The sequence below is a fragment of the Bradyrhizobium genomosp. I (2014) genome, from assembly GCF_000261685.1.
Classification (GTDB): domain Bacteria; phylum Pseudomonadota; class Alphaproteobacteria; order Rhizobiales; family Xanthobacteraceae; genus Bradyrhizobium.
In genome coordinates, this window is sequence record NZ_AJQE01000094.1 from 1 (window position 1) to 18543 (window position 18543).

Annotated in this window: 18 protein-coding genes and 2 tRNA genes; 4 read left to right on the plus strand and 16 right to left on the minus strand. The window is 65.7% G+C overall.

The window, feature by feature from the left end:
* Positions 1-227: 227 nt before the first annotated feature.
* Positions 228-761: an inorganic diphosphatase gene (ppa, locus tag IC50_RS08805; protein WP_035703095.1), complete on the plus strand. Its 534-nt coding sequence runs from the start codon at positions 228-230 to the stop codon at positions 759-761.
* Between the two features lie 109 nt (positions 762-870).
* Here ppa and folD read toward each other — a convergent pair whose 3' ends face one another.
* From folD to IC50_RS08820, 3 genes are read right to left on the minus strand one after another with little or no spacing between them, the layout of a single operon-like run.
* Positions 871-1755: a bifunctional methylenetetrahydrofolate dehydrogenase/methenyltetrahydrofolate cyclohydrolase FolD gene (gene folD, locus IC50_RS08810; RefSeq protein ID WP_035703096.1), complete on the minus strand. Its 885-nt coding sequence runs from the start codon at positions 1753-1755 to the stop codon at positions 871-873.
* 10 nt (positions 1756-1765) lie between these two features.
* Complete coding sequence (locus IC50_RS08815) at positions 1766-2110, minus strand: DUF167 domain-containing protein (RefSeq protein ID WP_035703098.1); 345 nt, start codon at positions 2108-2110, stop codon at positions 1766-1768.
* A gap of 16 nt (positions 2111-2126) precedes the next feature.
* Positions 2127-2417, minus strand: coding sequence for a YggT family protein (locus IC50_RS08820; RefSeq protein WP_018645113.1), 291 nt, complete (start codon positions 2415-2417; stop codon positions 2127-2129).
* A 203-nt stretch (positions 2418-2620) separates the two neighbouring features.
* On the opposite strand from IC50_RS08820, the gene IC50_RS08825 reads away from it, so the two are divergent.
* A tRNA-Ala gene (locus IC50_RS08825) sits at positions 2621-2696 on the plus strand.
* A 112-nt stretch (positions 2697-2808) separates the two neighbouring features.
* On the opposite strand, the gene IC50_RS08830 is transcribed toward IC50_RS08825, so the two are convergent.
* The 7 genes from IC50_RS08830 to IC50_RS08860 form a co-directional block, all read right to left on the minus strand.
* Positions 2809-3621 carry an enoyl-CoA hydratase gene (locus IC50_RS08830; RefSeq protein ID WP_035703100.1) on the minus strand — a complete coding sequence of 271 codons (813 nt, stop codon included), beginning with the start codon at positions 3619-3621 and terminating at the stop codon, positions 2809-2811.
* Positions 3622-3770: 149 nt separating this feature from the next.
* Entirely contained in the window at positions 3771-4565 is a 795-nt protein-coding gene (locus IC50_RS08835; protein ID WP_035703102.1) for a glutamine amidotransferase, read from the minus strand.
* Between the two features lie 118 nt (positions 4566-4683).
* Positions 4684-5463: an SDR family NAD(P)-dependent oxidoreductase gene (locus IC50_RS08840; RefSeq protein ID WP_035703103.1), complete on the minus strand. Its 780-nt coding sequence runs from the start codon at positions 5461-5463 to the stop codon at positions 4684-4686.
* A gap of 223 nt (positions 5464-5686) precedes the next feature.
* A complete protein-coding gene (locus tag IC50_RS08845; protein WP_035703105.1) occupies positions 5687-6175 on the minus strand; it encodes a TerB family tellurite resistance protein in 489 nt (162 codons plus the stop codon).
* Positions 6176-6393: 218 nt separating this feature from the next.
* Positions 6394-7803 carry an adenylate/guanylate cyclase domain-containing protein gene (locus IC50_RS08850; protein WP_035703107.1) on the minus strand — a complete coding sequence of 470 codons (1410 nt, stop codon included), beginning with the start codon at positions 7801-7803 and terminating at the stop codon, positions 6394-6396.
* A gap of 51 nt (positions 7804-7854) precedes the next feature.
* Positions 7855-9225, minus strand: a complete 1371-nt coding sequence (locus IC50_RS08855; protein ID WP_035703109.1) for a cytochrome P450 — start codon at positions 9223-9225, stop codon at positions 7855-7857.
* 35 nt (positions 9226-9260) lie between these two features.
* Entirely contained in the window at positions 9261-10631 is a 1371-nt protein-coding gene (locus tag IC50_RS08860; RefSeq protein WP_035703111.1) for a hypothetical protein, read from the minus strand.
* Positions 10632-10768: 137 nt separating this feature from the next.
* On the opposite strand from IC50_RS08860, the gene IC50_RS08865 reads away from it, so the two are divergent.
* A complete protein-coding gene (locus IC50_RS08865) occupies positions 10769-12457 on the plus strand; it encodes an MFS transporter (RefSeq protein ID WP_035703112.1) in 1689 nt (562 codons plus the stop codon).
* Positions 12458-12570: 113 nt separating this feature from the next.
* Here the strand turns inward: IC50_RS08865 and IC50_RS08870 are convergent, their stop codons facing one another.
* Both IC50_RS08870 and IC50_RS08875 read right to left on the minus strand, forming a co-directional pair.
* A complete protein-coding gene (locus IC50_RS08870; protein WP_035703114.1) occupies positions 12571-12786 on the minus strand; it encodes a hypothetical protein in 216 nt (71 codons plus the stop codon).
* A gap of 171 nt (positions 12787-12957) precedes the next feature.
* Positions 12958-13266, minus strand: coding sequence for a hypothetical protein (locus IC50_RS08875; RefSeq protein ID WP_035703116.1), 309 nt, complete (start codon positions 13264-13266; stop codon positions 12958-12960).
* Positions 13267-13519: 253 nt separating this feature from the next.
* Between IC50_RS08875 and IC50_RS08880 the strand changes: the two genes are divergently transcribed.
* Entirely contained in the window at positions 13520-14575 is a 1056-nt protein-coding gene (locus IC50_RS08880; protein WP_035703118.1) for a polysaccharide deacetylase family protein, read from the plus strand.
* A 134-nt stretch (positions 14576-14709) separates the two neighbouring features.
* On the opposite strand, the gene IC50_RS08885 is transcribed toward IC50_RS08880, so the two are convergent.
* From IC50_RS08885 to IC50_RS08900, 4 genes are all read right to left on the minus strand, one after another.
* Entirely contained in the window at positions 14710-15102 is a 393-nt protein-coding gene (locus IC50_RS08885; protein WP_035703120.1) for a hypothetical protein, read from the minus strand.
* Positions 15103-15273: 171 nt separating this feature from the next.
* Positions 15274-15349 (minus strand) — tRNA-Thr (locus tag IC50_RS08890).
* A 98-nt stretch (positions 15350-15447) separates the two neighbouring features.
* Positions 15448-17220, minus strand: coding sequence for a heme biosynthesis protein HemY (locus IC50_RS08895; RefSeq protein WP_035703122.1), 1773 nt, complete (start codon positions 17218-17220; stop codon positions 15448-15450).
* A 36-nt stretch (positions 17221-17256) separates the two neighbouring features.
* Positions 17257-18510, minus strand: a complete 1254-nt coding sequence (locus IC50_RS08900; protein WP_035703124.1) for a COG4223 family protein — start codon at positions 18508-18510, stop codon at positions 17257-17259.
* Positions 18511-18543: the final 33 nt, after the last annotated feature.

The following is an 18543-nucleotide window of genomic DNA, read 5'->3' on the forward strand; positions in this document are numbered from 1 at the left end:
GTTCGGGCCGAAGTCGCTCGACAAGGTTGCCTTCGCTTGGACCAATTGAGCTGCTGAAACCTGATTCGGCAGCGTTTCCCGTCCGTCGATACCGTTGCCGCTCGCGCCGGTGATCGCCGGATTCATTATTTCACAAAAACGCGATGGATCAGCGGGCCAAGCCCGCGTATGACAGCGCCAAAATCGCTGCCGGGCGCGATTTCACCTCGGCAACAACGGAGCCTTGAATGCGTATCGATGCGGTCTCGATCGGGAAAAACGTACCACACGACGTCAATGTCATCATCGAGGTCCCCGTGGGCGGCGAGCCGATCAAGTACGAGATGGACAAGGAGGCCGGCACGCTGGTGGTCGACCGCTTCCTCTACACGCCGATGCGTTACCCCGGTAACTACGGCTTCATCCCGCACACCCTGTCGGACGACGGCGATCCCTGCGACGTGCTGATCATCAACACCCGCGCCATCATCCCCGGAGCCGTCATGAGCGTGCGCCCGGTCGGCGTGCTGTTCATGGAAGACGAAGCCGGCGGCGACGAGAAGATCCTGGCGGTGCCGTCGTCCAAGCTGACGCAGCGCTACGACAAGGTGAAGAGCTATTCCGACTTGCCGGACATCACGCTGCAGCAGATCCAGCACTTCTTCGAGCACTACAAGGATCTCGAGAAGGGCAAGTGGGTGAAGATCCTGCGCTGGGGCGGCCCGGAGGAAGCGCACAAGCTGATCCTCGAAGGCATCGAGCGCGAGAAGAAGAAGAAGTAACGAAGTAACGGTCATTCCGGGGCGCGCGAAGCGCGAACCCGGAATCCAGAGGTTTGTGGCCCGAGATTCCGGGTTCGGCTCTGCGAGCCGCCCCGGAATGACACCCCAGCTACACCGCCGGTTTCGGCAGGCCGGCGATCGCGCAAGCGGCCCGCAGCGTGTTCACCAGCAGACACGCCACCGTCATCTGGCCGACGCCGCCCGGCACCGGCGTGATCGCGCCGGCCACGCCAAGCGCTTCCTGATAGGCGACGTCGCCGACCAGACGGGTCTTGCCGTCGTCTTTCGGGATGCGGTTGATGCCGACGTCGATCACGGTCGCGCCCGGCTTCAGCCAATCGCCGCGCACCATCTCAGGCTTGCCGACGGCGGCATAGACCAGATCGGCGCGTCTCACGAGGCCGGGCAGATCGCGCGAGCGCGAGTGCGCAATGGTCACCGTGGCGTTCTCGTTCAACAGCAGCTGCACCAGCGGGCGGCCGACCAGGTTGGAGCGGCCGATGACGATGGCATTCATGCCTTCGAGCGAGGCGTGCACGCTCTTGGTCAGGATGATGCAGCCGAGCGGCGTGCAGGGCGACAGTGCTTGGAAGCCACCGGCGAGCCTGCCGGCATTGTTCGGATGCAGCCCGTCGACATCCTTGGCGGGATCGATGGCATTGATCACGGCCTCGGTGTTCAGGCCCTTCGGCAGCGGCAGCTGCACCAGAATGCCGTGCACTGCCGGGTCACGGTTGAGCTTTGCGACCAGCGCCAGCAGATCTCCTTGCGATACATCGGCCGGCAGTTTGTGCTCGAACGAGGCCATGCCGGCGGCCTGGGTCTGGGTATGCTTGGAGCGGACATAGACCTCGCTGGCGGGGTCGTTGCCGACCAGGACCACCGCAAGGCCGGGGATCAGATCGTGCTCGCGCCTGACACGTGCGACCTCCTCGGCGACCCGGGCGCGCAGCTCCGCGGCAATGACTTTTCCATCGATGATCTTGGCGGTCATGTCAGTTCCCTCAGTCCTTCGATTTCGCCAACACGAGCTGGCGCAGGGCTTCTCCGAGCCGCGCCGGATCGCCATCGACCGCGATCTGCTTCAGCCGCGAGGTGGCGCCGGATAGCAATTTTACATTGGCCTTGGGCACGCCAAGCGATTTCGCCAGGAGCACCAGGACGGCCTTGTTGGCCTCGCCGCCATCGGCGATGGCACGCACCCGCACCTTCAGCACAGTGCGCCCATCCGAAAGTTGCTCGATCCCGTCGATGTCGTCGCGGCCACCGCGCGGCGTTACCCGCAGAGCGATGCTGATTCCCGTGGCCGAGTAGCGCCAGGGTTCTTTGCGAGCTTCCTTGGCAACCAAAGGCGCTCCAGCCGGCTCAGATCACGTTCGGGTAGATGTAGTACAGGATCACCCGCTCGATGAACATGATGATGAGGATCAGGATGATGGGCGAGATGTCGAGGCCGCCGAGACTGGGCAGGAAATTGCGAATCGGCGCCAGCAGGGGTTCGGTGATCCGGTACAGGAACTCCGCCACCGCGGACACGAACTGGTTGCGGGTGTTCACCACGTTGAAGGCAATCAGCCAGGACAGGATCGCGGAGGCGATCAGCAGCCAGACGTAGAGGTCGAGCACGATGATGACGATGTCGAGAACGGCACGCATGGCTTTTGAGGCCTCTGGCTTTTGAAAACTTTGGCTGCGGTCGGGATTGACGCCTGTTGCTAGATATCGGTTCCCCCCGACCCAAACAAGGGAAGTCGGCGCCCGGAGGGCTAAAACCGGGTTACACCCGTCCTTGACTTGACCTTGGCAGGGACTTAAATGGCGCCCGGTTGTCGGCCGCGTTCACCAGAGCGGCCAGCAAAGGGGCCATAGCTCAGCTGGGAGAGCGCGTCGTTCGCAATGACGAGGTCGGCGGTTCGATCCCGCCTGGCTCCACCACGCTTCGCCCTTCGGGCTACGCGTGGCGCAGCCACGAGGAGCTCGAAGGGCGAAGCGTGGTGTCCGGCGAAGCCCGCAGGGCGAAGACGGACTGTCCCTCGAATTCCTTCCCCTACCTCCCCGTGAACCGCGGCGGCCGCTTCTCCATGAAGCTCGCCACGCCTTCCCGGAAATCGCTGCCGCCCAGCGCCACCATCATCTCGCGGTTGGCCTCGATCGTTGCCTCCGCGAGCGTCTGGAACGGCACCTCATAGAGTTGCCGCTTGATCACGGCCATGGCGCTCGGCGAGACGAGATCGGCGAGATCGCGCGCATAGGCATAGGTCTCCTCGCGGAGTTTGTCGGGCGAACAGAGCCGATTGACCAGCCCGATCCGCAACGCCTCCTCGCTCGGCACGCGCCGCGCCGAGAGCAACAGATCCAGCGCATTGGCGTGGCCGACAATCCGCGGCAGCATCCAGCTGATGCCATGCTCGGCGATCAGACCGCGCCGCGCGAAGGCCGTGGTGAACACGGTGTTGTCGGCAGCAAAGCGCAGGTCGCAATAGAGTGCGTGCACGAGGCCGATGCCTGCCGTGGCGCCATTGAGCATGGCGATGACCGGCTTCTTAATCGACGGATAGAAGCCGTAGCGTGTCTGCCAGTCCGGCCGGCGGTTCATGTCGAAGGGCGGCAGGTTCGAGGCGCGCCTGACGTCATCGGGATCGAGCCCCTTCAACGCGTCCATATCGGCGCCGGCGCAAAACGCGCGGCCCGCGCCGGTGAGAATGATGACGCGGACATTGTCATCGGCGTTTGACGCTTCCATCGCATGACGCACGTCGCGTTCCATGATCGGTGTCCACGCGTTCATACGATCGGGGCGGTTGAGCGTGACGGTCGCGATCTTGTCGCTCACTTCATAGAGGATGTGCTCGTAGGCCATGGCGCTCTCCCTTTGTCTGCCGGCATGCGTTCGCACGCGCTCGTTCCAGCCAGCCTAGCATATTCGGGGATGGGCCAAGGTCTTGCGCCAGGGATCTGTGCAAAGGATCTGGGCGAAGGCCCGTGAACGACCTGCGCGAACCGCGTGGATTACTCGGCGGCCTGCGCCAGCACGGGCCGGCGCGCCAGCCAGCCGTCGATGAAATGGTCGAGCCAGGCGCGCTCAGCGACGTCGTAGACGGCACGATCCGCGAAGTGATGATGCCGCTGCCGCGCGCCGGGCGCGCTGAAGCCGTCATAGCCGCGCGTGGTCCAGCGATGCATCATCGCGTAGGTCACATCGGGGTGGAACTGCACTCCGAAAGCATTGCCGGCACGGAACGCCTGCACCGGAAAGTCATCGCCCTCGGCGAGCAGCTCAGTGCCTTCAGGCAGCTCAAATCCCTCGCGATGCCAGTGATAGACCTCCGCCGGCCAGTGCGGGCAGAGCGCACGGCCCGCAGCGGTCGGCCTGATCGGGTAATACCCGATCTGGGTCAGCGCCTGCGGATGGGGCGCGACGCGAGCCCCTAGCTGCATCGCCAGCATCTGCGCACCCAAGCAGATGCCGAGGAACGGCCGCTGCTCGCGGAGTGGAATTTCGATCCAGTCGATCTCGCGGCGGATGTAGTCATCGGGATCGTTGGCACTCATCGGGCCGCCGAAGATCACGGCGCCGGCATGCTGACCGAGCGTGTCGGGCAGGGAATCGCCGAAGCGGGGACGGCGGATGTCGAGGCGATGGCCGAGCCCGCGCAGCGCATTGCCGACTCGGCCCGGTGTCGAGCATTCCTGATGCAGGATGATCAGAACCGGCAGCCGGGTCTTGGAGGCGGCGACGCTCGGCGCCCTCTGTGGGAAGGCCACCACCTCCGCGCCACCAAACCTGTCCGTCCGGAACGACATGGCCTCTGCGAGTGCTATCGGTTCAGACCGCCAGCATAGCTAAGCGATGGTTAACATCGTGTGAGTTCGCGCACATACGTGCGATATCGAAGCAAACTCCGGGCCACTACGGGGCCCTCTAGTGCCTGCGCCTCTGGAACCGACTGGTGGCTGCAAGGATGAAGCCGCGCGGGAAGAAGCGCAGCGCGAACGGCACAATCTTTATACCGAGACCAGGCAGCACTGCCCGTTTATTGGCCATCAGGCCACGATACGCCTCCCGTGCAACCTCGGCGGCAGAGACGTTGAGAACGGTCGTATCATGTTGGGAGCCAACGCCGGCGCGGGCCTGGAATTCGGTCGGCACCGGACCCGGGCAAAGGACGCTGACGCGGACGCCGCGCGGCGCAAGCTCTGCCCGCAACGCTTCGGTGAATGAGATCACATAGGCCTTGGACGCGTAGTAGACGGCCATGCCGGGGCCGGGCAGGAAACCGGCGACCGATCCGACATTGAGAAGACCGCCCTTGTTCCGGATGAGCTGATCGGCAAAGCGCAGCGACAGATCCGTCAGGGCCCGGACGTTGACATCGACGATGCCGAGCTGCTCGACGCGGTCGCGCTCAACCGCATCGCCGAACACGCCGAAGCCGGCATTGTTGACGAGATGGTCGAGCTCGACGCCTTCGGCTGCAAGGGCGGCCGCGATCGTCTCGCCGGAATCCGCTTTCTCGAGATCGCAGGCGATCACGATCGGCTTCTTGCCGCCCTTGGCAGCGAGCTCGTTCGCAAGCGCTTCGAGCCGATCCGCCCGTCTCGCGGTCAAGACGAGGCGGTGTCCATTGGCGGCGAACACACGCGCCAGCTCCATCCCGATGCCCGCCGAAGCACCGGTAATCAGCGTCACCCGCTCAGCCACGATCGAAGTCTCTTGGATTCAAGTATTTTGGCCCCGCAACAGCGGAACGAGAGCATAGGCCGTGCACAACAGGCAAGCGGGGCTGGCGGTATGGCCGTTTGAGCAGAACGACAGACAGCGCTGAAAAACCGTTGATTTGCAGGCGTATGTGGCGCAGGCGACGAATAAATTAAACTTTCGTCATGTGCCCATGCAGACCGCGATTCCGCCGAGTTCAGTGCCGTCAGCCGCTGACGGCGCTATCCTTGACCTGACCACCGGACCGCTCCGCGACCGCGTGCTTCAGCTCGATCCGGCTGCGCTGGGAAATCCCGAGCAGGTCGGAAGCACGCCAGACGACATTGTCCTCGAACTCGCTGACCTGGCCGTCGGCATAGACCAGCTCCCACATCATCCGGACGATGCGCTTGCGCCCCTCCTCGTCGAGCGAGCGCATGATGACGCTGGTGAAGTGATAGAGGTCCACCGCCTCGCCCTCGACCTGGGTGGCGTCCGCGATCAGACGATCCGCAGTGCCGCGATCGAGCCCGAAATGGCTTTCGATCAGGCTGTGCAGCTTGCGCTGCTCGGCCGCGCTGGGCTGGCCGTCCAGCGAAACCACGTGGACCAGCAGTGCAGTGGCCGCCAGCCGATAATCGCTGTCGCCGAATGCGCGGTCCGAGGCTTGAGGACCGACAATGTCGGCGATGAATTGACGTAAGCCGTCGAGCATAAGGTCCTACCGAGATCGATGACAGCCGCAAGGAGCGCGGCTGTTGCCAGTATTATATGAGCGGGAAACTCAACCGGCGCAACGTGCGTCAGTTCCGCGCTGCATTACGTTTCGGCAATCTGCTTGCTGTCATTCCGGGGCGCGCACAGCGCGAACCCGGAATCTCGAGATTCCGGGGTCGATGCTGGCGCATCGAACCCGGAATGACAGTTTGAGGCTCACGGTATCTCGTACACCACCATCTTGTCGGCGATGCCGCGCAGCGCGGCCTGCTTCTGGATCGGCCTGATCGCGCGCCGCTCGAGCACCTCGGCGACTGCGGGAGCGTCCAGCACCGGGCCGGTGATGTGGATCTCCTGCGCGGTCGACAGGCTCTGCACGCGGGCGGCAATGTTGACGGTCTGGCCGAAATAATCCTGCCGCTCGTTGAGCATCACCGCGAGACAGGGACCTTCATGGATACCGATCTTGACGATGAGATCGTCGGTGCCGCGCTTCTTGTTGAGCTCGTCCATGGCCGCGCGCATCCGCAGGCCGGCGACGATGGCGTGCTCGGGACGGACGAAGGTCGCCATCACGGCGTCGCCGATCGTCTTCACCACCGCGCCCTTCTCGGAGGAAATGATCTCGAGCAGCGCATGAAAATGCGCGCGCACGAGATCGAAGGCGGCGAGATCGCCGACCCGCTCGTACAGCGCGGTCGAGCCCTTCAAATCGGTGAACAGGAAGGTGAGCGAGGTGATCTGGAGGCGCTGATCGAGACTGAGATTGTCGGCCTTGAACACATCGCGAAACGTCTGGTTCGACAGCATCCGCTTGGCGGTGAGGAAGGGCTTGCGCTTGCCGATGAGGTGGTGGAGCGCCTCGGCCGCGATGAACACCGACGGCAGCACGCGCACGCCGGCCTGGTTCTCCAGCGACAGACGCAGCGGGCCCGGCCGCATCGTCGTCGTGCCCGTGGGGGCCTGGACCTTGTTGTACATGATGGCGAGCTGCTGGCGGTCCTTGGTCGGCTCGCCCTGGACGTCGATGAAATGCGCGGCGTGGGTCACCGGCTCGAAGATGATGACGAAGTCGTTCGGCAGTTGCAGCGACATGGTCGCCTTCTCTCCGGCCGGCAGCTCCATCGTGTCGAGCGTCACCTCATTCGCGAGTGCCGCAAAGGATTCCTTGTTGAAGTCGACGCCGGAGCTCCAGAACACCTGCTTGAAATATTCCCAGACCGGGAGCGTATCGGGAGCGTGCGCCGCGATGCGCCGGACGCGCGGGTTCACGGTGAAGGAGACCTCGACCTGGTCGTCGACGGAGGCTTTGTATCCACAGGCGCAGAGTGCGCAGTGATAATCGTCCGGCTTGAGCGCCTTCAGCGTCGAGTGCGCGCCCAGCACGCCGCCGCAGCCCGGGCACAGCACGTTCCAGCCCAGGTCGAACAGTCCGAGCCGCGCCGAATGCAGGAACGCCGAGATCACGCGCTCCTCGTCGAGACCGTGCTGCCTGGAAAAATCGAGCACATTGACGCGGTTGAGCTCGTGATCCTCGCCATCCTCGATGAGGCGCGCAATCGCATCGGCCACCTTCGGATCGGCGGTCTGTTTCAGAACGGAAAACTGGGCCTGGATGTCGCTCATGGCGGGGCTCTTATCTAGGGTGGATCACGCCATCGGCCAGACGAGAGCCCGTCACCGACGCGTGATGCGGAACATGGGTGAGTGGTCCGGCTGGGTCGTGACGACGCCGAGCGGGATCACGGGATTCGCAGTATCGGCGAGCTCGACACGGAATGCGCCGATCAGCCGGGCCAGCGCCAGCACGGATTCGGCCTGGGCAAACGGCGCGCCGATGCAGACACGCGGACCTGCACCAAACGGCAGGTAAGCAAAACGGTCCGGCGCCTCTTTCGACAAGAAGCGCTTTGGAACGAACGCGTTCGGCTGATCCCACAGCCTCTCGTGCCGGTGCAGCAGCCAGGGTGCTATCATGATGATGTCTCCCTTGCCGATCTCGACACCGGCCGCATTGTCCTTCTCGCGCGCGGCGCGCGCGACCAGGAAGGCCGGCGGATAGAGCCGCATCGTCTCGTCGATCACGGCGCGGGTGAATTTCTGGCGATCGATATCGGCCATGCTGTCGAGATGCTCGCCGCGGGTCTCGGACGCCACTTCCTCCTGCGTATCGGGATCGAGCGCGAGCAGATAGAGCGCCCAGAACAGCGCCGTCGCCGTGGTCTCGTGACCGGCGAGGATCATGGTCGCGACCTCGTCAACGAGCTGCTCGTCCGAGAAGCCCTTGCCGGTTTCGGGGTCACGGGCCTCGTCCATGAGATCGAACAGGTCGCGCGGCGGCGCGCCGTCCTTCTTGCCGACCGCACGTCGTTCGGCGATCAGCATCGCGACGAATTCGGTCCAGCGCCCGCGGAAACGCGCCCGCGCAAAATCCATCGGGCTCGGCCAGGACACCGGCAGCACCATGTCGAGGAGATAAGGCCGTCCCAGCCGCGCGGCATATTCCATGATGAAGTTGCGCAATGTCGCGCCATGCCGGTCCATGCCGAACGAGAACATCGTGCGCCCGGCGATCTCGAGCGTCATGCGCTGCATGACCTCGCGCAGGTCCACCGGCTCGCCGGTTCGCGTGTCGAGCTTTGCGATGGTCTCGTCGAGCACCGCCGTCATATGGGGGACGAGATTTGCGGTGGCGCGCGGCGTGAAGGCCGGCGCGAGGGTGCGGCGCTGAAAGGTCCAGGAATGACCTTCCGCGATCAGAAGGCCGTCGCCGAGCACCGGGCGCAGCATGCGGATGCCGGCCGGCGTGCGCGTATAGTTTTCGTAATTGCTGAGCAGAACGTGCCGGATCGCGTCCGGCTGGTTCAGGATAAAACTGTTGCGGAAAAAGAAGCGACCCGGGATGACCTCTTCCTCATAGGCGCGCTGCCCCCAGGTCGCGATCATGTTCTGCCTGACAACCGCGAGACGGCCGAAGAACGACATGTCGTCGGGCGCACGCGGGGGAGCCGGAGGGATGACGGGCCGACGCACGCTGGCGATATTCATGGCTCCCTCCCGAGAGATGTGACGCAGGCAAATAGCTAATAAGTCAGCTCGGCGATCGCAATCCTGTTCTCGGCGGCAGGCCAGGCACGCGCCACGATCCGTTCTTCGCCAAACTGGGCCACGATGTTCCGCCCGACCTCGCCGGCCGGAAGCCGCAGGGTTGCTGCCGCATCCGTGGGCACGCCCGGCTTGACGTCGGCCGGCTCCTTGCCATCGAACAGCACCACGTCCCGCGGCAAGCCGAAATAGCCGCGCGGCCGCGACATGATCACGACCGCGCCTGCGTCCTTGTCGGCCGGCCCGAGCGGGCGCGCAGGCCGCAGATGGACCACGTCGGACGAGCGTGGGAATGGCGAGCGGTAGATGTGCGTCGTGGGCGCACCGGGCGAGGTCAGGACGAATTCGAGCGGCCAGGCGGGATCGACCTGCGCCGGCCCCCAGCGTCCGTCGGCACCGGTCTTCGAGCTGTGCACCGCACCACCCTTGCGCTCACCGGTGTCAGGATCGACCCGGAAGACATCGACAGTTGCGCCCGCGACCGGCCGGTTGGTCGGCACGCCGCCTGGCGTGCCCGTGACAAGCCCGCTCAGCGTCACGCTGGTCTCCGGTACGATTGCGATGCGCCCGGGCTCACGACCGGCGATGAACTTGTAGATCTCGCGGAACGCACGCGGATGGAACGCCACCTCGCGATGGTCGAGCGCGCCGAGCACGAGGTTGGTGGCGCCCTTCAGCTCCGGCCCTTCGGCGGTCACGCCGGTCGGTGTGCCAGGCTTGCCGATGAAGCGGCCGTCGGCTTGCGCATATTTGTCCATTCCGTCGCTGCGCAGGGTGAGGAACGCGACGCCCGGCGTCACCTCGCTCTCGCCCTCGTTCAGGCCGCGCAGGAAGACGCCGCGGCCGTTGAACTCGTTGTTGGGCTGGTCGTCGGTCGCGAACACGCCGTGATTGGGCGTGCCGCACAGCACGGCGTGGCTGACATCGCCGGCACCGCCGTTCTTGATGACGTTGCGGATGGCGTAGCCGCGCGAGCTGCCGACCAGCGCCACGCGAGATGCGCCGGCGCGGCGCTTCAGCTCAGTGATGGCAGCAGTGAGCTCGCGGCGCTGGTCCTCGGTCGAGGAACGGTTCGCCTGCTCGACCTTGTCATCGCTGCGCGCCAGAGGATCGGTGAAATTGATCGCCATCGTCCGCTCCCGGGCGATGCCGTTCGATTCCATCCGCCACAAGGTCGTCATCCAGAGCGCGTCGTAATCGCCATTGCCGTGGACGAACAGGATCGGCGGCACCTCGGTGCTCGGCGTGGCCGCAGATGCGGTCTGGGCCATCGCGCCGGCCCGCAAGCTCGCAACCGCGAAAGGCAAGCTGCCAACGCCCTGCAGGATCGTCCGTCGCGACAGCTTCATGCGTTCCTCCCGAGCAAACCGCCTCTTTGCACCGCTTATAGCGGCCTAACCACTGGACAGCGAATGACTTTCGCGGGCATCACTGAATTTGCCGGAATCGCCCGGGACCATTTCTGCCACACCGTTTGGAAGGGGATATGACCGAGCAGCCGAACCGCCAGAAAATGGCCGCCGCCGGCATCACTGCGCCCCTGCGGTACACATTGTTCCGGCGCATCTGGCTCGCCAGCCTGCTCTCCAATCTCGGCCTCCTGATTCAGGGCGTCGGCGCAGCCTGGGCAATGACGCAGATGGCGGCGTCGGCCGACCAGGTGGCGCTGGTGCAGACCGCCCTGATGCTGCCGATCATGCTGATCTCGATGCCCGCGGGCGCCATCGCCGACATGTATGACCGCCGCATCGTGACCCTGGTCTCGCTGTCGATCGCGCTGACCGGCGCGACGGCGCTCACGATCCTGGCCGGGCTCAAGCTCATCACCCCGGAAGCGCTGCTCGCCTTCTGTTTCGTCGTCGGCAGCGGCAACGCGCTGTTCGGTCCGGCCTGGCAATCCTCGGTCAGCGAACAGGTACCGCCCGATGCACTGCCTTCGGCCGTCGCGCTGAACGGCATCAGCTACAACATCGCGCGCAGCTTCGGTCCCGCGGTCGGCGGCGTCATCGTCGCCGCACTCGGCGCCGTCGCCGCGTTCGCCTGCAATGCGATCCTCTATCTGCCGCTGCTGGTGGCGCTGCTGCTCTGGCGCCGCGCGGTCGAGCCCTCGCGCCTGCCGCGGGAAAAGCTCAACCGCGCCATGGTCTCGGGCTTCCGCTACATCACCAATTCGCCGCCGATCAAGATCGTGCTGTTGCGCACGCTGGTGATGGGTCTGATCGGCGGCGCCGTGATGGCGCTGATGCCGCTGGTCGCACGCGACCTCTTGCATGGCGGCGCGCAGACCTATGGCATCATGCTCGGCGCCTTCGGCATGGGCGCGGTGATCGGCGCACTCAACATCCACGAATTGCGCAAGCGCATGAGCGGCGAGGCCGCGATCCGCGCCTGCACCATCTCGATGGCATTTGCGATGGCCGCCCTCGCCCTGAGCTCGGAGCCGGTGCTGACGGCAACCGCGCTGGTCCTGGCCGGAGCGGTCTGGATGGCTGCAATCGCGCTGTTCAACATCGGCGTGCAGCTGTCGGCGCCGCGCTGGGTCGCGGGCCGCTCGCTCGCGGCGTTCCAGGCCTCGATCTCCGGCGGCATCGCGATCGGCGCCTGGGGCTGGGGCCATCTCACCGACTACGCCGGGGTCGAGATCGCATTGCTGACGGCGGCAGGCCTGATGCTGATCTCGCCGCTGCTCGGCATCTGGCTTGCGATGCCGCGCGTCGGCGCCCGCAACGAGGATGCCGAAGTGCTCGCCGATCCCGAGGTGAAGCTGTCGCTCACCGGGCGTAGTGGGCCCCTGGTGGTCGAGATCGAATACCGGGTCGCCCAGGAGAACGCGCGCGCGTTCCACAACGTGATGCAGGACGTGCAGCTCTCGCGCCAGCGCAACGGCGCCTATGGCTGGTCGATCGCACGCGACATCGCCGATCCGGAATTGTGGACCGAGCGCTATCACTGTCCGACCTGGTTCGACTATCTGCGTCAGCGCAACCGCTCGACCCAGTCCGAACGCGCGCTGCATCAGCAGGCGATCGATTTTCACATCGGACCCGAGCCGGTGCGGATCCGCCGCATGCTCGAACGTCCATTCGGCTCGGTGCGCTGGAAGGACGACACGCCGGACCGCGCCAATAGCGAGGTGCTGCCGGTGGTCGCGACCGCGGCGGGGAGCAGTACGTAGGTCTCTCGTCATTCCGAGGCGCGCCGTTAGGCGTGAACTCGGAATCCATTTATCTCAGGAGCTTGTCGTTCGATGGATTCCGGGTTCGCGCTTCGCGCGCCCCGGAATGACGATCACTGCCCATGCTCCGTCAGCATCTTGTCGCAGGCCTTGCTGAGGCGGGCGCGGTGCTGCTTCAGGCAGGCGAGCACGGCGCTATCGCCATTGTTCATCACGGCGCGGCAGAAGCGGGTGACGTCGCGCGCGCAGGCATCGTGGCCGGCCTGCTGCTGCGCCGACGCGCCCGATGCGCACATGAGCAAAGATATGATGAAAAGAAATCTGGCCATCGCGTAATGCCTCGCAGCGCAAAAAAAGTGCGGGCGAAGCTAGTGCGGCGGTCCCGACGCTGCAACGGCTTTATTGCCAAGCGGGCCGAGCGCCGGCGCGCGGCCCGCGGCTTGACGCCGGGGCCCGTCGCCAGGGGAGCTGACCGGCGCAACGATCCCGGTTGCGCGCTCCTACTGCTTGTCCTGGGCGTCAGCGACCTTGCGCGAGGCGCCCTTGGCGAGGTCCTTGTCCATGACCGCGCGGCAGCCGGCGCTCAGATCCGAACGATGCTTGATCATGCACGCCGTGATCTTCGGAATGTTGGGGATCTCCGCCGAGCACAGACGGAAGGCATCGCCGGTGCACATCTGCTGCGCCTCGGCCGAAAAGGCGAAGCTGGCACTCGTCGAAGCGATCGAGACGATAGCGGCCAAGCCCAGAGCCAGGCTGGTGTCGCGGATCTTGCTGGTAAACGACTTGGTGTTCAGAGACCTGGTCATTTGAAGCTCCCATTGGCACCGCGGAAGACGGGCCGGTTGTTGATGGGAGCCACGATGCTCCGGCAAAACCGTTTCCACTGTGATGACGCTCACGGGAGACCCATCCTCTGTGATCCCGGTCACTTTGGCGCACCCGACTGAAATTCCTCCGCAACCGCTGTCGTGTTGGCGTGACGTTAACTCTTGGTTCGCATTAATGGCTAGTCGCGCGGAAGATTCCGCCGGTTTGGTTGCGTAATTGGAAAGAGTTGCGATGCGTAATGCGTTGGGCCTGATGCTGGCCAGTGTAGTTGCGGCGGTCGTGATCGCCGCCGGCGGTTGGTTTTATTATTCCGCGCGCGCCGATCAGGGCGCTCCCAAGACAGTTGCCGCCCGTGCCGCCGATCAACTGCCGGCACAGGCGAAGCTCGCCGCCAGGGATGACGTCGAGACCACCGCGACGATCGCGACCAAGCCGGCGGCAGCCGCTCCGGCACCCGCGCCCGCCCCGGCCATGCCGATGCAGCCGAAACAGGCCTGCGCCAATCCGAACGCGTTGGGTGTGTCCCGCGTCGTCGAGATCGACACCACGGGCGGCCCGGGCTTCGGCTTCGAGCATTTCAAGCAGTTCGACTTCCTCGCCGACAAGGAGGTCGTGCTGACTTTCGACGACGGTCCGTGGCCGGTCAACACGCCCGCTGTGCTGAAGGCGCTCGCGGATGAATGCACCAAGGGCCTGTTCTTCTCGGTCGGCAAGCACGCGACCTATCATCCGGAAATCCTGAAGCAGGTGCTGGCCCAGGGCCACACGGTCGGCACGCACACCTGGTCGCATGTCAACCTCAACAGCAAGAAGATGACGGAGCAGCAGGTCAAGGACGAGGTCGAGAAGGGCTTCAGCGCCGTGCGATTCGCGCTCGGCACCAACCCGGCGCCGTTCTTCCGCTTCCCGCAGCTCCAGCACAATCCCGCGATGGTGACCTATTTCGGCACCCGCAACGTCGCGATGTTCTCGACCGACATCGATTCCTTCGACTTCAGGAAGGGGGCGACGCCCGAGAAGATCGTCGAGACCGTGATGGGAAGGCTCGACAAGCTCGGCAAGGGCATCATCCTGATGCACGACTTCCAGAAGCACACCGGCGAAGCCATGCCGGCGCTGCTCGCGCGGCTCAAGGCCGGCGGCTACAAGGTCGTGCAGATGAAGGCCAAGACGAGCTTCCAGACGCTGCCGGAATACGACGAGGCGCTGCTGAAGGAGCTCAAGGTGCCGACTGCGGGCACGAATGCGCGCCCGATCTCGAGCGTGGTGCAGACGGTCTCGCAGTAGGCACTGCCAGCCGTTCAGATAGCTTCAACTAGCGCGTCATGGCCGGGCTTGTCCCGGCCATCCACGTGTTCGGATCAGGGGCGAAGACGTGGAAGCCCGGGCATGACGGCGAGATTGAGGTACAGGTCTGCGGCTCACCAATAGATGCCGTGACGATGCAACTCGCTGATGATGCGGCGTTCGGTCCAGCTGCGCTTGTGCTTCGGCTTGTCCGCTCCTGCCGCGCTCTTGGTGGCGGGCCTGGCTGTCGTGACCGGCGCGGAGATCGTCGTGGGTGTGGTCACCGTCGGGGCGCTCGCCGCGGCCGGCGCGGAGAGCGACACTGCCGGCGGACGCTCGGAATATTTCGGAGCCTCGGTAGCCGGCGCGGCTTCGCTCACCTGCGTCATCGCGGTGCTCGCCGGCGTCGTGGTTTGCGGAGCGGAGGCCTGTTCGCCCGCCGCGGCCAGCGACAGACCGCGAGACGCGCCCGCATGGGCGGACGCAGAAGCCAGCAGCATGGCGGCAACCAGAATGATCTTGCGCATGTGAAGTCTCCCCGTGTTGGCGTGACCGGGACGTTAGGGGAGTCATGTCCGAGATTATGTGATCGCGATCACCCAGCTGAACGAGACTCATGAAGGCTGACGCGCTGGTCAAAATTCCGCGTTTGCGGGGATCGGATGAACCCATCTCTTCGGGAGGGACACCTTGAGCGCTGGTGCCGCAAGAGGGATTCGAACCCCCGACCCCGTCATTACGAATGACGTGCTCTACCGACTGAGCTATTGCGGCGACCCTGCCGGGACCAGGCGATGCCGGCCCCGATACGCGCGCTCCTGATATCGGGCATGGCCCGAATTGGCAAGGACAAGCCGGGCTCGAAATGCGCTTCACGCGCCCCAGCGGGACCAGAATCCGCGCCAGCCGCCGGCCTGGGCCTTTGCATGGGCCTTGGGCGTGCCGATTTGTTCCGTAAATTCATCGCTCGGGCCGTCTTCGTCGATGCCGGGATCATCCGGTGCACGGACGATCGGGATGACGGCCTGGACGGGCGCCGATGCAGGCTTGCCGAGGTCGGCCCGGGTTCGGAACACCGGCGTTGCCGCCGGCGGCGATGATTCGGCGGACGCCGAAGCCGGATTTGCCGGCTCGGAGGGCGTGACCACCGGCTCCTCCTTCGCGGATTCCCCGGCAACCTCTTGGACCTGAGGGGGCGAATTGTCCTGGGCGGCCGGCGCTGACGCCGGGGCCGTTACCGGCGGTTCCACCGGCGCTTCGCTGGGAGCGGCGGCCACCCGCTTCGGCGGCAGAGCGGCCAGCATGGCTTCCTCGAAGGCCGAGGATTCGATCGTGGGGCCCTTGTCCGAGGGCAGGCTCGCGACCGGCGTCTGCCACTGGAACGCATCGAGGCGGCCGGTAACCGGGGAGACCGGACGCCAGCGGTCGCTGACATAGCCGTCCGCGGTCCAGGCGGGATCGAGGCGGGCACGCACCGCGCGCAAGGTCCAGGCGCGGGCGCGGCCGCCGTCACCATGCTCGGTGCGCTCGAGCTCGGCCATCAGCAGCGCGACGCGCTGGGTCGGATCCTTGAGATAAGGCGCGAGCACCTCGCGCGCGCGGGCAAATTCCGAGGCGTCGATCGCAGCGCGTGCGATCGCGAGCTGCCCTTCGACATGACCGGGCTTGTCGGCCGGCGTCTTCGCGGCGAGCGTCTCGACCCGCTGCAAGCGGTGCCACGCGGTATCGCCGAGCTTCACATGCGCATAGGCATCCGCCAGATCGGGATGCGGATTGGCGAGCCAGGCGGCTTCCACCAGCTTCATGGCGCGGCGCACCTGATGCGCCTCGCTCTCGAATTTTGCCGCCAGCACCGCCGCCGGCACCAGGGTCGGCGCGAGCTTGACCGCCTCCATCGCGCTCTCGCGCGCGACGTCGCGGTCCATCGTTTGCAATTCCAGCGCACGCGCGGCGAGCAGGACGCCGCGCTGCCGGCGATAGGTCTGCTTGTCGATCTGCCCCGCGCGCAGATTCGAGTCGAGGATCGCGAGCGCGCCGCTCCAGTCGCCGCGCGCGCAACGGAAGCCGAGCACCGCATGCGAGGCCCAGGTCGAGGACGGCGACAGCTTGATCGCTTCCTCCGCGATCATCACCGCGCCGACCGCATCGTCGGCACGCTGCGCCTCGATGAACAGGCCGCGCAGGCCGAGCAGCCGCGTATCCTCGCGCTCGGCCATGACGCGGAAGACGCGCTGCGCCTCGTCTCGATTGCCTTCGAGTTGGGCCGACTGCGCGTGCAGCAGCAGCGCGAGCGGATCGTTCGGCACGTGCCGCCGTGCCGCCTCGGCATGACGGCGGGCGAGCGCAGGATCGCCATGGCCGATCGCGAGCAGGCCATGGGTGATGGCATGACGTCCCCGCGCCTGGCGCTTTTCGTGGCGGCGGCGGCGCAAGCGACCCGGCATGCGCCAGATCATCGTCAGGATGCTCCAGACCAGCACGACGGCCGCGGCAAAGAGCCCAAGCAGGAACACGAATCTCGGAAGCGTCGTCGAGATGCGGAAACCAGCTGCGGTCAGGACCAGATCGCCGGGCTGATCGGCAACCCAGGCCGCGCCGGCCGCCGCCAGTGCGATCAGGACGAGAAAAAGGACGATGCGAAGCATGGCGATCCCTATACGCGCCGATTGTTGCGCGAACCTTTACTGAAGGGGCTTGACCGGATCCGACTTGGCCGGATCAGACTTGGCGAGATCCGCCATGGCATCGTCGGCGAATTTGCGGGACGCCGCGAGCGCGGCGTCGCGGGCATCGGTCTTGGCGAGCCAGGCCTGCGCCGGGGCGCGATCGGCCTCGGGCAGAGTCTTCAGCTCGCGCCGCGCTTCCGCGAAATCATTGCGGAGCGCAGCCGCTGTCACGCGCGCAACGATGGCGCCGCGATCGTTGCCGACCCCGTCGGTGCGCTCGATGCGGACGAGTTTTGACGCGCCGGCCTGGAGACGCTCGACAATGCCGGCGTCGCTCGCCGGAGCTTCCGCCGGGGGCGACAGCTTCGGCACGATGTTGAGGAGTTCGCGGCTCAGCGCGGCCGACGTCGGAATGCCGGAGGATGCAAACGCGTCGAGCGGCTTCAGCATGTCGGGCTTGGCCGCCAGCGACCGCGCCGCGGCCAGCTGCGATTGATAGGGATCGCCATGGCGAACGGCAACGTCGAGCAGGGCCGCCGCCACCACATGGCGGAGTGGCTTGTCATCCACCGTCCTGGTGTCGGCGATCTTCTCGCCCTGCTGCGCGAGTTCGGCGCGCTCCGTCTTGCCGGCGCGCTCGAGCTGAGCGATGCGGTCGATGACAGCGGCAAGATCCGGCGCTGCGGCAGGCGCCGCCGCTTTCGCGTCGTTCAGTGCATTCGCAGTCTTGTCGGACTGCGCACGCAGATTGGCCATGTCGCTGCGCAGGCTGCCCACGGATTTCTCCAGCGCGTCGATCCGCGCCGCCATGGCCGGATCGGCTGCGGGCTTGCCGGCCTTGGCTTCGACCGCGGCAACGCGTGCGCTCAGCGCATCGACTGTCGCATTGGTGACCTGCGGCGCGGCCGGCGGCGCCTGCACCGCGGGCCAGCCCAGCATCCAGCCGACCGCGATCACGACCGCCGCTGCGACAGCGCCGGAAAACGGTGCGATGACCCAGGGCGAAATCGGCGCCGACACGGGTGCGGCCGCCGCGGAAGCCCGCTCCTCTGCGGACCCTGACTGTGGCTCGGCCTTGATTTCCTCCGATCCGGGTTCTTCGAACCTGGCCTGCTCCTGCGCGGCCTGCTCGGACGCCTCGGGCTCGCCGGCGACCTGCTGCGCCTGGGTCGAGACTTCGGTCGCCTCAAGGTCGATGGTGGGCGGGGTGCGCTTGGCACGACCCGTGTCGGGCGCCAATCCTGCATCTTCAGGCTTGTCGTCGGCCATCGTGACGGTTCCTCACACTTCCATACCAGGGTG

Excerpts from the sequence above, each read along its gene's own strand:
- ppa (WP_035703095.1), top strand. The coding sequence starts at position 228 with ATGCGTATCGATGCGGTCTCGATCGGGAAAAACGTACCACACGACGTC.
- folD (WP_035703096.1), bottom strand. The coding sequence starts at position 1,755 with ATGACCGCCAAGATCATCGATGGAAAAGTCATTGCCGCGGAGCTGCGC.
- IC50_RS08820 (WP_018645113.1), bottom strand. The coding sequence starts at position 2,417 with ATGCGTGCCGTTCTCGACATCGTCATCATCGTGCTCGACCTCTACGTC.
- IC50_RS08830 (WP_035703100.1), bottom strand. The coding sequence starts at position 3,621 with ATGGCCTACGAGCACATCCTCTATGAAGTGAGCGACAAGATCGCGACC.
- IC50_RS08835 (WP_035703102.1), bottom strand. The coding sequence starts at position 4,565 with ATGTCGTTCCGGACGGACAGGTTTGGTGGCGCGGAGGTGGTGGCCTTC.
- IC50_RS08845 (WP_035703105.1), bottom strand. The coding sequence starts at position 6,175 with ATGCTCGACGGCTTACGTCAATTCATCGCCGACATTGTCGGTCCTCAA.
- IC50_RS08850 (WP_035703107.1), bottom strand. The coding sequence starts at position 7,803 with ATGAGCGACATCCAGGCCCAGTTTTCCGTTCTGAAACAGACCGCCGAT.
- IC50_RS08855 (WP_035703109.1), bottom strand. The coding sequence starts at position 9,225 with ATGAATATCGCCAGCGTGCGTCGGCCCGTCATCCCTCCGGCTCCCCCG.
- IC50_RS08860 (WP_035703111.1), bottom strand. The coding sequence starts at position 10,631 with ATGAAGCTGTCGCGACGGACGATCCTGCAGGGCGTTGGCAGCTTGCCT.
- IC50_RS08865 (WP_035703112.1), top strand. The coding sequence starts at position 10,769 with ATGACCGAGCAGCCGAACCGCCAGAAAATGGCCGCCGCCGGCATCACT.
- IC50_RS08870 (WP_035703114.1), bottom strand. The coding sequence starts at position 12,786 with ATGGCCAGATTTCTTTTCATCATATCTTTGCTCATGTGCGCATCGGGC.
- IC50_RS08875 (WP_035703116.1), bottom strand. The coding sequence starts at position 13,266 with ATGACCAGGTCTCTGAACACCAAGTCGTTTACCAGCAAGATCCGCGAC.
- IC50_RS08880 (WP_035703118.1), top strand. The coding sequence starts at position 13,520 with ATGCGTAATGCGTTGGGCCTGATGCTGGCCAGTGTAGTTGCGGCGGTC.
- IC50_RS08885 (WP_035703120.1), bottom strand. The coding sequence starts at position 15,102 with ATGCGCAAGATCATTCTGGTTGCCGCCATGCTGCTGGCTTCTGCGTCC.
- IC50_RS08895 (WP_035703122.1), bottom strand. The coding sequence starts at position 17,220 with ATGCTTCGCATCGTCCTTTTTCTCGTCCTGATCGCACTGGCGGCGGCC.
- IC50_RS08900 (WP_035703124.1), bottom strand. The coding sequence starts at position 18,510 with ATGGCCGACGACAAGCCTGAAGATGCAGGATTGGCGCCCGACACGGGT.